This window comes from Bacteroides togonis (assembly GCF_900130135.1).
Classification (GTDB): Bacteria; Bacteroidota; Bacteroidia; order Bacteroidales; family Bacteroidaceae; genus Bacteroides; species Bacteroides pullorum.
Window position 1 is genome coordinate 2,166,275 of record NZ_LT670820.1, and the last position, 15,870, is coordinate 2,182,144.

General features: G+C 46.8%; 17 protein-coding genes and 1 tRNA gene. 7 read left to right on the top strand and 11 right to left on the bottom strand.

All coding sequences use genetic code 11. The features are described from left to right. The first annotated feature begins 139 nt into the window (after positions 1–139). From BQ8005_RS09270 to BQ8005_RS09290, 5 genes are all read left to right on the top strand, one after another. On the top strand, positions 140–784 hold the full coding sequence (locus BQ8005_RS09270; protein WP_075317842.1) for an AlbA family DNA-binding domain-containing protein: 645 nt from the start codon (positions 140–142) through the stop codon (positions 782–784). Positions 785–815: 31 nt separating this feature from the next. Beyond that, on the top strand, positions 816–2,213 hold the full coding sequence (locus BQ8005_RS09275) for an alanine/glycine:cation symporter family protein (protein ID WP_075317843.1): 1,398 nt from the start codon (positions 816–818) through the stop codon (positions 2,211–2,213). A gap of 82 nt (positions 2,214–2,295) precedes the next feature. Continuing rightward, positions 2,296–2,925: a hypothetical protein gene (locus tag BQ8005_RS09280; protein ID WP_021848559.1), complete on the top strand. Its 630-nt coding sequence runs from the start codon at positions 2,296–2,298 to the stop codon at positions 2,923–2,925. Positions 2,926–2,942: 17 nt separating this feature from the next. Then, entirely contained in the window at positions 2,943–3,518 is a 576-nt protein-coding gene (locus BQ8005_RS09285) for a uracil-DNA glycosylase family protein (RefSeq protein WP_075317844.1), read from the top strand. Between the two features lie 88 nt (positions 3,519–3,606). After that, positions 3,607–3,679: transfer RNA gene (locus BQ8005_RS09290), tRNA-Trp, on the top strand. Between the two features lie 59 nt (positions 3,680–3,738). On the opposite strand, the gene BQ8005_RS09295 is transcribed toward BQ8005_RS09290, so the two are convergent. Genes BQ8005_RS09295 through queD form a run of 5 tightly spaced genes read right to left on the bottom strand, consistent with a single transcriptional unit; the run spans position 3,739 to position 7,342 of the window. Continuing rightward, a complete protein-coding gene (locus tag BQ8005_RS09295) occupies positions 3,739–4,317 on the bottom strand; it encodes a LutC/YkgG family protein (protein ID WP_075317845.1) in 579 nt (192 codons plus the stop codon). Beyond that, entirely contained in the window at positions 4,314–5,702 is a 1,389-nt protein-coding gene (locus BQ8005_RS09300; RefSeq protein WP_075317846.1) for a lactate utilization protein B, read from the bottom strand. Before BQ8005_RS09300 ends, BQ8005_RS09295 begins: the two co-directional genes overlap by 4 nt. Further along, positions 5,699–6,439, bottom strand: coding sequence for a (Fe-S)-binding protein (locus BQ8005_RS09305; RefSeq protein ID WP_075317847.1), 741 nt, complete (start codon positions 6,437–6,439; stop codon positions 5,699–5,701). Before BQ8005_RS09305 ends, BQ8005_RS09300 begins: the two co-directional genes overlap by 4 nt. Before the next feature lie 38 nt (positions 6,440–6,477). Next, positions 6,478–7,023: a 7-carboxy-7-deazaguanine synthase QueE gene (locus BQ8005_RS09310; RefSeq protein ID WP_075317848.1), complete on the bottom strand. Its 546-nt coding sequence runs from the start codon at positions 7,021–7,023 to the stop codon at positions 6,478–6,480. Continuing rightward, positions 7,010–7,342, bottom strand: a complete 333-nt coding sequence (queD, locus tag BQ8005_RS09315; protein ID WP_075317849.1) for a 6-carboxytetrahydropterin synthase QueD — start codon at positions 7,340–7,342, stop codon at positions 7,010–7,012. Before queD ends, BQ8005_RS09310 begins: the two co-directional genes overlap by 14 nt. Positions 7,343–7,455: 113 nt before the next feature. Between queD and BQ8005_RS09320 the strand changes: the two genes are divergently transcribed. Next, positions 7,456–7,815, top strand: coding sequence for a YbaN family protein (locus BQ8005_RS09320; RefSeq protein ID WP_075319091.1), 360 nt, complete (start codon positions 7,456–7,458; stop codon positions 7,813–7,815). A 2-nt stretch (positions 7,816–7,817) separates the two neighbouring features. Here BQ8005_RS09320 and BQ8005_RS09325 read toward each other — a convergent pair whose 3' ends face one another. From BQ8005_RS09325 to BQ8005_RS09350, 6 genes are all read right to left on the bottom strand, one after another. Further along, positions 7,818–8,399 carry a 5'-methylthioadenosine/S-adenosylhomocysteine nucleosidase family protein gene (locus tag BQ8005_RS09325; RefSeq protein ID WP_075317850.1) on the bottom strand — a complete coding sequence of 194 codons (582 nt, stop codon included), beginning with the start codon at positions 8,397–8,399 and terminating at the stop codon, positions 7,818–7,820. A gap of 20 nt (positions 8,400–8,419) precedes the next feature. Further along, on the bottom strand, positions 8,420–8,704 hold the full coding sequence (locus BQ8005_RS09330) for a winged helix-turn-helix domain-containing protein (RefSeq protein ID WP_021848352.1): 285 nt from the start codon (positions 8,702–8,704) through the stop codon (positions 8,420–8,422). Positions 8,705–8,716: 12 nt separating this feature from the next. Then, positions 8,717–9,334, bottom strand: coding sequence for a hypothetical protein (locus BQ8005_RS09335; RefSeq protein WP_075317851.1), 618 nt, complete (start codon positions 9,332–9,334; stop codon positions 8,717–8,719). A 662-nt stretch (positions 9,335–9,996) separates the two neighbouring features. After that, entirely contained in the window at positions 9,997–12,726 is a 2,730-nt protein-coding gene (locus BQ8005_RS09340) for a putative LPS assembly protein LptD (RefSeq protein ID WP_075317852.1), read from the bottom strand. Between the two features lie 91 nt (positions 12,727–12,817). Further along, positions 12,818–13,354: an HD domain-containing protein gene (locus BQ8005_RS09345; protein WP_075317853.1), complete on the bottom strand. Its 537-nt coding sequence runs from the start codon at positions 13,352–13,354 to the stop codon at positions 12,818–12,820. A 129-nt stretch (positions 13,355–13,483) separates the two neighbouring features. After that, positions 13,484–14,458 (bottom strand): transporter, encoded by a 975-nt coding sequence (locus tag BQ8005_RS09350; protein WP_075317854.1) that lies wholly within the window; start codon positions 14,456–14,458, stop codon positions 13,484–13,486. A 192-nt stretch (positions 14,459–14,650) separates the two neighbouring features. Between BQ8005_RS09350 and BQ8005_RS09355 the strand changes: the two genes are divergently transcribed. Continuing rightward, entirely contained in the window at positions 14,651–15,859 is a 1,209-nt protein-coding gene (locus BQ8005_RS09355) for an N-acetylmuramoyl-L-alanine amidase family protein (protein WP_075317855.1), read from the top strand. Positions 15,860–15,870: the final 11 nt, after the last annotated feature.

The window sequence follows — 15,870 nt, forward strand, 5'->3', positions numbered from 1 at the left end:
TATTTACTTTGTTAATAATGTACGGCAAAAATACACTCTTTTGCGAAATAAACACATAAAAAGAATATTTTTTTTTACTACAGCAGCAATTTTAAGCTAAAAAAAGAATAATCGGCGTTTTTTCTCTACTTTTGCAGCCATGAAACGTCTTACAGATACCGACTATATATACACTTTGATTGCTGAAGGTGAGCATCAACAACAAGACTTTAAGTTTGAAATATCTGACGCATGTAAAATTGCTAAAACTCTTTCCGCCTTTGCAAATACAGAAGGGGGACGCCTGTTGATTGGCGTAAAAGATAATGGCCGAATTGCAGGAGTGCGTTCAGAGGAAGAAAAATACATGATCGAAGCCGCAGCAGAACTATATTGCAGCCCAACAGTCAACTATAGCATGCAGACTCATCAAGTTGAAGGACGCACTATCCTGATTGTACAAATTGAAGAAAGTGATCAAAAACCAATCTATGCAAAAGATGAATCGGGAAAATACTTAGCCTATCTGCGCATCAAGGATGAAAACATCTTGGCAACTCCCGTCCATTTACGTGTCTGGCAACAGAGTGGAAATCCGCTTGGAGAATTGATAGAATATACTGAACGTGAACATTTATTACTTGATCTGCTCAAAGGGAACGACCAGTTATCTTTAAACCGATATTGCCGCTTAGCGCATATTTCACGCCGTGCGGCAGAACATCTACTGGCCAAGTTTATCCGCTATGATATTGTAGAAGCAGTGTTTGAAGGCCACAAATTTCATTTTCGTTTGAAAGAATAATAACACCCTACTCCACAACAATACAACACACATGGGAATAATCAATTCAATCAATGACATACTTTGGACATATATCCTTATAGCATTTTTGCTAGGATGTGCCATTTGGTTCACTTTCAGAACTCGTTTTGTCCAGTTTCGCATGATTTCAGAAATGATACGCCTGTTAGGAGATTCTGCAGGAACAAACAAGAACGTCAAACACATCTCGTCCTTTCAGGCATTTGCTATCTCGATAGCCAGCCGCGTAGGTACAGGAAATCTGGCAGGAGTAGCTACCGCTATCGCCGTCGGCGGTCCAGGAGCTGTATTCTGGATGTGGATTATCGCCCTATTCGGAGCATCCAGTTCGTTTGTAGAGTCGACCTTGGCACAACTTTATAAGGAAAGAGGGAAGGACTCATATATTGGTGGACCAGCCTATTACATGAGAAAAGGACTAAAACTGCCATGGATGGGAACTTTATTTGCACTCCTCATCACCGTCACTTTTGGTTTTGCATTCAATTCTGTACAGAGCAATACACTATGCGCCGCTTTCGAAAACGCATTTGGTTTAAGTCATACCATTGTAGGAGTTATACTTACTGCATTAACTGTTCTCATCATCTTTGGAGGCGTACAACGTATTGCCAAAGTTAGCAGTATCATCGTACCTATCATGGCTCTAGGGTATATTGCACTGGCAGTAACCATTGTCTTGCTGAACATAACTGAACTGCCAACCGTAATCAGCCAAATTATAAGCCATGCCTTCGGCTGGAATCAGGCATTAGGAGGAGGTATAGGCGCAGCTTTGATGCAAGGCATTAAACGGGGACTTTTCAGCAATGAGGCCGGCATGGGTTCAGCGCCCAATGTGGCAGCTACGGCTCACGTCAGTCATCCTGTAAAGCAAGGACTGATTCAGACCTTAGGTGTCTTTACAGACACTCTGATCATTTGTACCTGCACAACTTTCATTATCCTTTTCAGTGGTGCTCCACTAGATGGTTCAGCCAACGGAGTGCAACTCACCCAACATGCTTTGACAAACGAAATAGGTCCCTCTGGCAGTATATTCGTAGCAGTGGCATTATTTTTCTTTGCATTCAGCAGCATCTTGGGAAACTACTATTACGGAGAGGCCAATATACGTTACCTCACCCATCGAAAATGGATACTGAACATTTATCGCTTATTAGTAGGTGGAATGGTACTGTTTGGGGCATTGGCAACATTGGATATGGTATGGGGGCTGGCAGACATCACTATGGGATTAATGACTCTCTGCAACCTGATTGCCATCAGCCTTCTTGGCAAATACGCATTTAAACTTTTGGAAGACTATCGTATGCAAAAACAAAGTGGAATTAAAGACCCTGTATTTACCTCCGACAGATTGAAAGAATTGGAAGATGATTTAGATTGCTGGCAAAAAGAAAGTTAAGAAATAAGCGCCAAACAATATTGGTGTAAATCAACTTATTTCGTAATTTTGCGCCACGACTAAAAAAACATTCATAAAAAACATGGGAATATTTACCAACTTATTTAAAAAGAATACAGAAGAAGTCTCTTCAAAGAACGTAGAAGACTTTGTCTTGCTGACGCGTGTTTATTTCCAGTCAGTAATAGCAGCCAATCTGGGTATCACCAACATTCGCTTTGTGCCCGATGTAGCCACTTTCAAACGGCTATTCAAAATCCCCACACAAGGTGGAAGACTGGGACAAGCAGAAAAAGCTGCCTCCAAGAAAATGTTGATGCAAGACTATGCTTTAAGTGAAAACTTCTTCAAAGAAATTGACGCTTCCATCAAAAAACATTGTCGCACTCCCAACGACGTGCAAGCCTACCTCTTCATGTATCAAGGTTTCGCCAACGACTTGATGATGCTGATGGGTAACTTAATGCAATGGAAATTCCGCATGCCGTCAATCTTTAAAGGTGCCCTTAGAGCGATGACGGAAAAAACAGTCCATGAAGTCTGCACCAAAACAGTATGGAAGAAAGACGACGTACACAAGACTGCTGCCGCCGTACGCCAATACAAGGAACGTTTGGGCTACTCCGAACAATGGATGACAGAATACGTCTACAACGTAGTGGTACTGGCCAAAAAAGAAGCCAAGCATAAAAAGAACGAAGACAAGAAATAACAGGTTCACCCCCATTTATGGAAATAGAACAACACCCATTGGAACCTTTCCTGCCAACCAATGCCAAACTGCTGATGTTAGGCAGCTTTCCGCCTCAACGCAAGCGGTGGAGTATGGAGTTCTATTACCCTAACTGGAACAACGACATGTGGCGCATCGTGGGCCTCATTTTCTTCGGCGACAAAGAGCACTTTGTTGTCAAGGAGAAAAGGGCCTTTTCCAAGGAAGAACTCATTGCTTTCCTGCAGGAAAAAGGCATCGCCCTCTACGACACGGCCACGGCTGTCCGACGTCTGCAAGACAATGCATCCGATAAGTTTCTGGAAGTGGTACAACCTACGGATGTCCGCGGCTTGCTCGAAAGACTTCCTCAATGCCGCGCCATCGTCACCACCGGCGAAAAGGCTACCGATACATTGTGCCGCACGTTCTCCCTTACAGCTCCCAAGGTGGGCGACTTCACTGAATTCCTTTTCGGAGAACGCTCCCTCCGCCTCTATCGCATGCCCTCTTCCTCGCGGGCCTATCCGTTGGCCCTGGACAAGAAAGCGACTGCCTATCGAGTCATGTATCAGGACTTGCAAATGTTATAAAAGACAGCATAATCGGGGACAAGAAGAAAAATAAAGCGGCAAAGGTCTTGCAAAATCAAAACTTTCCACTACCTTTGCAGCCGCAAACACGGGAATAGCTCAGTTGGTAGAGCATCGGTCTCCAAAACCGAGTGTCGGGAGTTCGAGCCTCTCTTCCCGTGCAACAAAAAATCCGGTATCCTTCAAAGGATATCGGATTTTTTTGTTGCAAGGATAAAAATTACTTCAAAACGACCAGTACCTTACGTGCGCCATGGGCTCCCATAACCAGCGCCTGCTCGATGTCGGCCGTCTTCGAAGGCCCCGAGATGAATACGCCATAAGGATAGGAAGCCGTCTTTAAAGCAGCATAGGCCTCGTGCATATTGTTGACCAGACGGTTGCGGTCCACAACTATCAGCAATGCCTCCGCAATGAAATACAGCAACTTATGACGAACGGTTTGCGGAATCCAGACCGCCCCATTCTCGGCCACTCCCATTTCACCCGACACCACAGCCAGGTCTACTCCGTTCAAATCCTGCGCACGCTCCACCTCGTCGGGATTCAGCGTAGCGCAAGTTACCTCTGTCAAAGTCGAAGCAATGCTACGCGCCTCAGGGAAACGCGAATGAATGATGGCATCCAGTGTATCACCCTCCTGCCACACTACCGCATCACCTCCCACCTGACGGCTGACCTCACAAAACTGTTTCACCTTGTCGGCATAGGTCCTAGCCTTTATCTCCCAGCGGGGATAGTCGAAACGCAACTTGGTGTTCCGACGTATTTTGTCCAATATTTCGTCACGATTGCTCATTTCTCAGATTCCTCCTTTCCCTGTACTTTGTTTTTCTTCCACATCTCGTTGAACGATTCCGAAGCAAACTTGGGCAGCTCACGTCCCTTGCCCCAATCATTCAGTCCATTGTATTTCATGAAACGGGGCAACCCGTTCACCATCGGAGCCGCCCAAAGTGCCGCATTGAACAGGGTCGGACGCTCCATCAGGAATTTCATGCCGCCGGACATGTACTGCTTCTCGCTGCTGGCCTTGCCAATAGCCTTCAATCCCTGACGCCACTTATAAATCTGTTCGCCCAAGTCGACCTTGGCCGGACAAACATTGGAACAGGAAAGGCAAAGCGAACAAGCCGAAAGATTGTCGTAATACTTCTGCGGATCGTGTGCCATCCCCAGATTGATGCCAATTGGCCCTGGAATGAAATAGGTATACGAATAGCCACCGCTCCGCCGATAGACCGGGCAGGTGTTCATGCACGCTCCGCAACGGATACAGTTCAGCAGACGGATGTGGTCGGTATCAGCCAGCATGCCGCTGCGCCCGTTGTCTACTATAATGATGTGATACTCACCTCCCTCACGCGGAGAGCGGAAATGGGACGTATAGGTGGTACTGGGTTGTCCTGTGCCCGAGCGGGCCAACAGACGGGTAAAGACACCTAACGCCTCCATGTCGGGTACAATCTTCTCCAACCCAAAAGCCGAAATGTTCAACTTGGGGCAGGACATGCCCATATCGGCATTACCTTCGTTGGTACATACCACGACATCGCCCGTCGAGGCAACGGCAAAGTTGGCGCCAGTCATGGCCGCATCAGCATTCAGAAAAATGTCGCGCAGGTTCTTGCGGGCCACATGGGTCAGATAAGTAGGATCGTAGTTGCCCTTTTCAGAACCCATCTCCTTCTCGAACAGTTCGCCCACTTGCTGACGCTTGATGTGTATGGCCGGCAGCACCACATGGCTGGGCGGCAGGTGCATCAGTTGCAGGATACGTTCGCCCAAATCGGTTTCCACCGTATCGATGCCCTTGGATATCAGGAAAGGATCCAGTTCGCATTCCTCGGAAAGCATGGATTTGCTCTTGACAAAGCGCTTGACACCATGGCTGCGCAGCAGGTCGTAGATAATGTTGCGATACTCCTCCGCATCCTTGGCCCAGTGTACAATAGCACCATTGGCTGTGGCGTTCTCCTCAAAATCGACCAACAGCTCTTCCAGGTGGCTGTTGGAATACAGTTTCAGCTGACAAGCCTTTTCGCGCAGGTCCTCCCACTCGGACAGTTCCCGGCTCATCTTGTCTCGTTTGGCACGGACCATCCAAAGGGTCTCATTGTGCCATGCCACCTGTTCCTTGTTCTGGAGGAACTTCTCGGCGGTTTTTGAATGCTTGGTACTCATAGTTGTGAAGCCAATATTTCTACAATATGAATGGTTTTAATGGGCAGATGTTCGCGGTCAATGACGCCCTGCATGTGCATCAGGCAGGAGCTGTCGGCCCCGGTGATGTATTCGGCACCTGTTTCCATGTGATGCCTGATCTTATCCTGGGCCATGCAGACCGAGACGGCCTGTTCTTCTACGGCAAACATACCACCGAAGCCGCAACACTCGTCCGGATGGGCCGGCTCAAATACTTCGATATCCTTCACCAGCCCCAAAAGATCGCGCAACTTGTTATAGTAAGGAATGTTACGCTCACTAGGCGAAGAGAGATTGAGCTCACGTACGCCATGGCAACTGTTGTGTATGCTCACCTTATGGGGAAAGCGTGCACTCAGGCTGTCAGGCTTCACCACGTCGTGAATGAATTCACAGAGGTCATAAATCTTTCCCGCACTCCGACACACGTGTCCTTCGTGCTTCAGGATATCAGGATGATTCAACTTTACAAAAGCCACGCAACTGGCCGAAGGACCGACCACGTAGTCATAATCCTTGAACAAATCGTCGAAACGGAGGGCCAGCTTGGAAGCCTCGCTCTCGAAACCAGCATTGGCCATAGGCTGTCCGCAACACGTCTGGTCCAGCGGATAGTCCACGTCTACACCCAGGCTCTTCAGCAACTTGTAGGACGCCACCCCCACCTGGGGATAGATGGCGTTGATATAACATGGAATAAACAAACCTACTTTCATGGGTTCATCAGATTGATTGAATGATATGGTTAGTTTTCTTATTGTATGTCTATCAGCTTATGCGTCTGCAGACTGAGCCGCCAACGTGGATGCGCCAGCACACAAGCCACCGTCTCGGCCGTATTCCGGCATGAGCAGGGCTGCAGGAAGAAGTGTGCAGCAGGCAGCTGTTCGTAGGGCGTCAGGTCCTGTCCCTCGTACACCACCTTCATTTCGTCCATGCGGGTCAACTTCAGTACGCCACCCTGTTTGGGCGAACAGGTCACCCAGTCGATACCTTCCGGCAAGGGACAGGTACCGTTTGTTTCGATGCAAATGTACTTCCCAGCCCGATGCAACAGGTCTACCAACGTCCCGTCAATCCAAAGCGACGGCTCTCCCCCAGTCAATATCACCATGCGGGCCGGATATTTCTGTACTTCGGCCAGGATGGCTTCATCGGTCATCAGCGTGCCTTCCTCGTGGCGCGTGTCGCAGAAGTGACATTTCAGGTTGCACCCCGAAAAGCGCACGAATACGGCAGGAGTACCCGTATGGAACCCCTCACCCTGCAGGCTGTAGAATATTTCGTTAATCTTTCTCATAGATGGCCATATTTCCTTCGGACTCCTGTACCTCTACCTTGAAACAAGTAGGTATCTGGTCGCATACCCAACGGGCGATGTTCTCGGCCGTGGGATTGCAGGGGATGACTTCGTTCAGATTCTTGTGGTCGAGACGGTCCATCACCGTCTGCTTGATGTGGGTAAAGTCCACGACCATGCCGTCCTCGTTCAATTCGCGCGAACGGCACCAGACGGTAATAATCCAGTTGTGACCATGCAGATTCTCACACTTACTGGGATAAGAAAGGCGCAGGCTATGGGCAGCCGACACCTCCATGCATTTGACTACTGTGTACATAGGTTTAATACGCTTACTAAAATAAATGTTCCTACATAAATTCTGCATCTAATGTCACCTCGATGCTGCGGCAAAAATACGAATTTCTTCGTTATTTTTTCTACATTTGCGCCATGAAAGTAATCTGCATCATTTTAGGAAGCCTGTCGCTGGGGCTAGGCATTGCCGGCATTTTCCTGCCCTTGCTCCCCACCACACCCTTCCTGCTCCTGACAGCAGCCCTCTACTTCCGCGGCTCACCCCGCCTGTACGACTGGCTGTTACGACAGAAGCGGCTGGGCCCCTATATCCGCAACTTCCGCGAACACAAGGCCATACCGCTTCATGCCAAAATTACTTCCGTCAGCCTGACGTGGATTACCATTCTTTACTGCGTGACTTTCCTGATTGCAGCACTCTGGCTTCGAGTCCTGCTGCTCCTATTGGCTGCAGGCATCAGCTGGCACATCTTGTCGTACAAAACTTTGAAATAGCTTCAGACACCACCCGTCCGCTCAAAGAAAGCCTCCAAAGCCCGCCGGGCATCGGAAAGCTTGTCCTCCCAATGCTGGACGGAATTTTGCCCGATGACGTCGGTCACATACTTCACCGCCACAAAGGGTACCCCCTTCGCACGGCACACCCAGGCCTGAGCATACGCTTCCATATCGACCACGTCGCCTTCCACGTCGGTCAGCTCGGTCAGGAAGGAGTCGCCTGTATTGCACACCCCGTCCGTCCCCTGCCAATGGAGGCAGTAACCTTTCTCTTCTAGTAGACCTGATACATCGAGACGGCAATCCACGCCCAATCCCTGTACTTTCTGCAAGTCGCGGTCGACAAAACGACGACAGACAAAGATATCGCCCACACGATGGCCGACCGTACCGGCCGTACCGATATTGATCACCAGATCGGGCTGCAGACGATTAAGCGCATCGGTCAGGTAATAGGCAGACTTCACCTTGCCGATTCCTGTACGCAGATAGCCCACCTGCACTTCGTCGTTTCCCCGCATGCCGGGAAATTTCAGTTCCGTAAATTCACCTTGAACGGCGTAAGTAACCAGTATTTTCATTGCAATTTCATTTTAAATCTTTATTTCACAATATATGTCTTCAGCGCTTCCACATATTCCTCGAAGGCATCCACTCCCTGGGGCGTAATTTTGCAGAGCGTGCAGGGCATCTTTCCCTTGAACGTTTTCGTCACCTCCACATAGCCCGCTTTGCTGAGCTTGTCTATCTGCACGCTCAAGTTGCCCGCCGTGGCTCCCGTCTGCTGACGGATGTAGACAAAATCCGCTTCTTCTACGCTGATGAGCAGCGACATCACGGCCAAGCGGAGCTCGCTATGAAGTAATGGGTTCAGTTCTCTAAACATATCGGTTCCTTCTCACTTTCCAATTGAAACATCCTTACGCACACGACGGTTCAACACATGACCGGGAATAACCAACGAAAACAGTAGAATAAGGACAAAAATAATCAATGTGTCCATGGAAGCCCCGTCGGTTGCCACCTCGAAAACCTGCTCCAGGCTCCAGGCAAACCCACACGAAGGCAAACCCGAGAACAGCGTATAGCGGATAATAATGCCCGTAAGCAGGCTGCCGAGCGAAACCAGCAAGCCACACAGGGGCAGAATCATTTCATAACGATGATAGAGCGTGGCGAACCCGGCCACTGCGCAGCAGGCTATGCCGACTATCTGCCACACCTGCCCTACTACACGGTCGGTATAGTCCTTCGCTCTCTGTTCCTTCCGCCACTTGCGCCCGAACCACCAGGACAACGACCATCCCACTACCGGCAAAGCCCAAAAGCCCCACAAAGCAACGGTATTTTCCGTCAGAGACCACGCGGCCAGTACACCCAATGTAACCACTACACCTACATATCCCCACAACAGAAACATGTTTCCTCCGCCTGCATCCAGATTGCGGCGTGTGTTCTGAATCATCTGCGTTATCAATTCCAAACTCTCCTTTTCGTTCAGTTTACGATCTTCCATACGTTTTCCTCCTTACTTGTTTACGTTTTCAACATTCTGTTTTTACATTTCAGGATGCAGTCATCCCGTTTTCAGGTTCGAACTCTGTCGCAAAGATATAAGGTTTATTTTATAAACCAAATTATTATATAGATTATTTTATAGTCTGAAAAGAAGACATCTATCAGTACCAGTGTTTCACACCCACGAAATCAATCTTTCACATAAGTATTTGAACAAATAATAGGGATAAAAACAGTTACTTTTATAAATGAATTCACTTTAAACCACTGAAAATAAAACAATTACGGTGAAAGATCGAATTTTATGAAAGCAAAATCGGAAAAACAGTCGTTTCACCCACATGAAACACGACCTTTCACCATAACCATATCTTTATCAACAATTTACAAACAGAATGAAAGATTGAAACCTGTTTAGAGAATAAGGCTTTCAGACACGGATATTTAAAGAATATACAGCCAGAAAAAGAGCAACGCACTGAACGCACTAAACACCTACTTGAGCTCGCTAAACATCTACATTACGATCACCAAGTGGCACTTTAGCTTCACAATGTAGTATGTTGCCCTATACAGATAACAATACTTTTACCGGAAGAAAGCACCGTTTTCCACATAGCAAAGCAATGCTTTCCTACACGAAACAAATACAGATAGATTTTAATACCATTGAATATTGCTCTGTGTCTGGCTGCGCTGTTCCCACTTCAAGTCCTGAAGAATGCTGGCGTTGGCACGAATGGTAAAGTTGTAGTATTTCCAACGGCCGAAAGGTGAAAGGCTGGCTGACATGCTGAAGCAGTGAAGGTCGCGCGTAATATTGAAAGCTGTCTGCACAATCTCTTTCGCATCGAAGTCGTAGCCCGAATTGAAGCTGATGGCCCACTTGTTGGATATCTTGATATTGCCGTTGATACTCAAGTTTTGCGTATACTTATAAGGATAGCGCATCTTCTTCTTGTTGATTTCCGCACTGCGGTCTTCGGTAATGCCAAAACCGTAGTTCACATTGATAGACCAAGGCATCTTGAAAGCCATATATCCATCTTCGTCCACGGCAGCTTTCTCTGTTTTCTTCTTGCTTGGCAAGCCCCCTGATGCAGTTTCTTCACCTTCTGTAGTCTCATCGGTCTCCGTTCCTTCGCCACCTTCTTTCCCTTCGCCCTCTTCCTTTTCACCTGTAAAGAAAGCCTTGATTTTCTTCCAGGTATCATTGTTGAATGTATAGCTGAAAGAAGAACTATAACCTTGGAAGATACCAAAACGGCCATAAGACCACTCGGTACGATCATTATCTACGACATTGCCTTGTTCGTCGAATTTATAACCATAGGTCTTGAACGTGGAGCTCATACTGAACGTATAGCTCTTTGTCAGTTTCAATCGTGCGTTCAATGTCAGGTCGCTCCACGGCCTTGTCGTAGCGGCCATATTATAGGAAAGGCTTGCTCCCAATTCGTCAATCAGACTGACTTTCTTGATGGAGTCGTTCTTGTCCTTATACTTCATTTCCAAGTTGTTGGAGATGCTGAACGTAACGTTTCCCTGCTTACCGCCACTGGGCACATCAAACATCTGGTTGGCATAATAGGAATACTTCACTGTATCCTGCGTACCATTGCTGTTCGGACGATAATAGGTATCATAATACCCATAGCGCGACGTCGTAAAGTCGGGGGCAGCACTAAGGCTGATAGAAGGAGTGATGACATGACGTATCTGAATGGCCTTCTTCGGCAGGAAGATGGGCTTGTACATACCATAAATCTTGGTATTCAAGCCGAGGCTGGCATTATAGTTGTAGACACGATGGAACCCATAGATGGTATCTGTATCTACTTCTTTGTTAGCCGTTTCGTCCCAGCCTTTTGTGATTTTACGGGTATACCAACGCTCGGTATAATTGACAGAAGGCGTCAGGTTGAAATACTTGAAAAGGGTAAACGTGGCACTGATAGGAATTTCATGCTGCATACCGTTTTCCCAGTCTTTTATCAAGTTCGACTTAAAAAGCAGATTATCTTTAGTCTTGATACTATTCTTCAAATGTCCTGTATAACGAACAGAAATTTTCTCATACCAACGTTCTTCACCCACCGCCTTTTTCCGCTTAAAAGGATAAATATTACTGAGCGAAATTGTCAAATCGGGCAAAGTAACAGCAATTGATGAATCTTTCATCGTTTGCGCAATGTTCGACGTGGCCGAGATGGTCAGCTTCTGGTCGGGGAAGCTTCGGGTATAACTGATACTCGAGGTCTTGGTATTCTGCGTCATGGCCTGCGAGTTGTAAAGATTGCCAATATTGGACAACTCATAACTACTGGTCGAAAAGTTCACACTGGCCGAGAAAGTGGAGTTCGGATTAGCCTTTGCATCCTGACGATGACTCCATACGATCTTAAAATCTTTGGACACAGAATAATCGGGCAGACCTTTGTCACCTGTCTTCGTCACCTGATAGCTGGCTTGGAAAAGACCCGAATACTTGTATCGCTTCACATAGTTGCTTTCGGCATTCAGCGCCCACGAACCCTTCGTGAAGATATCGCCACGAAGTTTCAAATCCATCTGGTCACTGATGGCAAAGTAATAGCCACCGTCCGTCAGACCAAAACCGCGGCTGGAGTCGTCCATATAAGTAGGCATCAGAAAACCTGACGAGTAGCTGCTGGAGAAAGGGAAGAAAAAGAACGGAACCGCCAAGGGCAGAGGTACATCCTCGACCACCAGATAGGCAGGTCCGGTCACTACATTCTTCTTAGGACGAACTTTGGCATAAGTCATCTGCATATAGAAGTGAGGATGTTCGTGGTTATCACAGGTTGTATATTTACCATCCTTCATATACATCTCGTTACCCGTTCCCTTCTTGGCATTGTTACCCGTTACATATCCCTCACCCTGCTGGCTCACCACATTGCTGATGATACCTCGCTTACTCTTGAAGTTGTAGCGAATGGTATTGGTTTCGTAAGGCGTCTCGCCATCCTTAAAGACAGGTGTACCCTGCATCACACCCAATGAGTCCTCCACGCCATGGGCATAGACCGTACTGCTGTCCATATTCATGGTAATGACGGCAGCAGTCAGTTCGGCTTGCGGATAATTCACTTTACTGTTTCCATACAGATGGGCATAACCGTTTTGCGTGAATACAATGGAGTCCGTCGCTTCATAGGTCACCGGCGCATCGAGCCCGTCTTTCTTCTTTGCCGCCAATGTATCGACAGGTATGGAGTCATTGCGCAACGTGTCGCCTGTCTGCAACGAATCTCTTTGATTCCTTGGAAGCGAAACGTTCCTGTTCCTGCGCTGCGATTCGGCTTCAGCAGAAATGATCAGCAAGAGAAACAATAATAAGAATGATATGGTTGTCTTTACTTTCAATGCTCAAATAAACATACGGTTATGTGCTTGGAGGGGGCAAAAATAAACAAAATAGATGGATTGTCCGCTCTTTTTAAAGAAAATTAGATAGCTACAAGAAGAGTTCGCACCAACGGTCGAAACGTGACAAACCTTCCGCTCCATATTTTTCCAGACTATTCCTCGCCTTCTCTACTGTCTTTTCACGGTCGAGACGGGTTTTGGAATAAAATTTATCGGCGAAACAGATAATCTGCTCCTCGATACTGACAGGAAGCATCTCACGATGAGGTACAGGCAATTGCTGTTCTACGATCTGTTCGAGTGACAAGCCGGCTCCAGTATGCCGCTCGCAAACCAACGCATGGCGTGGATAGCCTTCATTACGCATCAGGTCGGCGCCCAAATAGCCATGACAAATGTAAGGTTTATCGCCCTTACAGAAAATACCGTCAGCATCGGTCAGAAAAATGCCAATATCGTGTAACATGGCTGCTTCGTACAGGAAATCCCTGTCTGCCTTCAGTTCAGGATGTCTGTCGGCTATCTGCAAAGCCTTATCGGCAACCGAACGGCTATGGGTCAGCAGGATATGGCGCAGTTCACTGCCCTCCTGATAATATTTATCGATAATTTCAACTGGATTCATGATCTAACTTTCACAAAATTATCCGACTATGCCTTCCCCTACTCCTGCATGACTATAACTCCAACGACAGAAGAAACGGTAAGCACAATCTTTTTCGACGACAAAAGTACAAATTATTCCCTAACTACCTTACACATCCTTGGATAAATCAGCTTTCCTTTTCTTCCATAACTGATAGCTGTTAATAATATTTTGCCACAACACGTAGGAGCCAGGACCCACTGAAGAAAGAGGATTCAAATAAGTATAAGCCATCCAAATAGCCAACACGGTATTCTTCTGACCCAATGCCTGACCACCACTGATACGTTCCTTATAATGTCCACCGATACGTTTACCCAAATAGAACTGAACGCAACATGCCACCAGTCCGGCCAAAGCAATCAGCACCTCCACATAGCCTGGAGCTGTACTGTTGACTAATGAACGCACAGTTTGACCAGAAACAATCGCCAAGGCCACACCCCACAGGTAAAAAGCAGCCGTATGCCGCTCCAGCAACCATTGATGAACAGCAGGCAACCAAATCCGCAAGAGCCATGCCAACAGGAACGGACAAAGCAGCAACGGAAAGACCTTGCTAAGGATTTTCAGAAAAGCCAGCCAGAAAGTCACATCCGCATGAGGTTCTACCAACGGGAAAACCAGCGGGACGGCCACGGCCGCCAACAGATTGGACATCAAAGTATAGGTAGTCAAGCTAGCAGCACTTCCACCCAATTTGCCCGTAATAACAGCTGCTGCAGTAGCCGTAGGACATATCAGACAGACCATAGCTCCTTCGAACACCTCCCGATAAAGTTCGTTCATCGGACAATAGACCAACAATGCCGAAAGCAAAAGACATGAAACCGTCTGAAACAAAAGCAACCAACCATGCCAGGCTTTCGGCTTCAAATCTGCGAAATCTACCTTGCAGAACGTGAGTAGCAATTGGGCAAAAATCAGCAACGGCGTAAGAATTGCTACCAAGGCATTGACCAAAGGTTTGACTGGAGCAAGCACCGGCACTCTTGCAAAAAGAAAATAGGCTAACGTTCCGGCTATCATGGCCACGGGGAGCGTCCAGTCTTTCAAAAAACGAATAATAGCATTAGCCAACATAAATTACACCAATTTTATTGCTCTAACCATCTCTGTCAGATTAGGCGGTGCAAAATTAGCTTCTATTTATGAAAAACATGCTCTCCAACATCTAAAAACTGTACCAAAATAAATGGAAAAAGAATAAAACTTAGTGTAAACGGCAAGTTTTCAGCAAAATTACACTACATTTGCGGAGTAATTCATATATAGATGAGTTTGAACAGGCTTTATCACATATTATATATTACTTTTTGCATGGTCTGTTTGCCCATGCACCCAAGTTTGGCAGCCAACCTATCCAAAAAGTTCGTCGTAGTCATCGACGCCGGTCATGGAGGACATGACCCGGGAGCTGTCGGAAAAATATCCAAGGAAAAAAACATCAACCTTAGCGTCGCTCTTCAATTGGGTAACCTGATTAAAGAGCAATGCGCTGACACGCGTGTTATCTATACCCGCAGCAGAGATGTATTTATACCATTAGCCCGACGAGCAGAGATTGCCAATGAAGCCAAAGCAGATTTGTTTATCTCGATTCATACCAACTCTGTCGGAGGAAATAAAAGCGTGCAAGGTGCTTCAACCTGGACATTAGGTCTGGCCAAATCGGATGCTAATCTGGAAGTAGCCAAACGTGAGAACTCCGTAATCTTATACGAAGACGACTACAAAACCCGCTATGCAGGGTTTAATCCCAATTCTGCAGAATCGTATATCATCTTCGAATTCATGCAGGACAAATACATGTCGCAAAGTGTCCACCTGGCTTCATTAGTACAGAAAGAATTCAAACAAACAGGGAAACGCATAGATCGAGGCGTACATCAAGCCGGCTTTCTGGTCCTGAAAGCCAGTGCAATGCCTAGTATTTTGGTCGAACTTGGATTCATCTCCAACCCGACAGAGGAACGCTATCTGAACAGTGAGTCTGGCAAGAGAGCACTGGCAAACAGCATTTTCCAAGCTTTCCTGACATACAAAGAAGAACAGAAAATGAGATTGGAAGGAAGTAAAGGGAACACATTGCCTGAAGCTGAGCCTCTACAATCTGAGGTTCCACAACCTGAAGGTACCACCTCTGCTTCCACTACACCGAAAAAGGCATCTGTTGCAACAACTTCTGCCAAGACACAGAAAGTCGCCCAACAAGTCCCGGTATTTAAAGTACAAATTCTGACTTCATCTAAACCATTATCCCCCAAAGACAAACAGTTCAAAGGTCTCAAAGGTATAGATTCTTACAAAGAAAACGGGCTGTATAAGTACACATACGGTTCGTCCACCAACTACAACGAAATACTCCGCATTAAGAAGGACGTTTCCAAACGGATAAAAGACGCTTTCATCATAGCCTTCAAAAACGGAAAAAAGATAGATACCGCTGCCGCTATCCGCGAATTTAAAGAAAACAAGAAATAACCATTCAATAA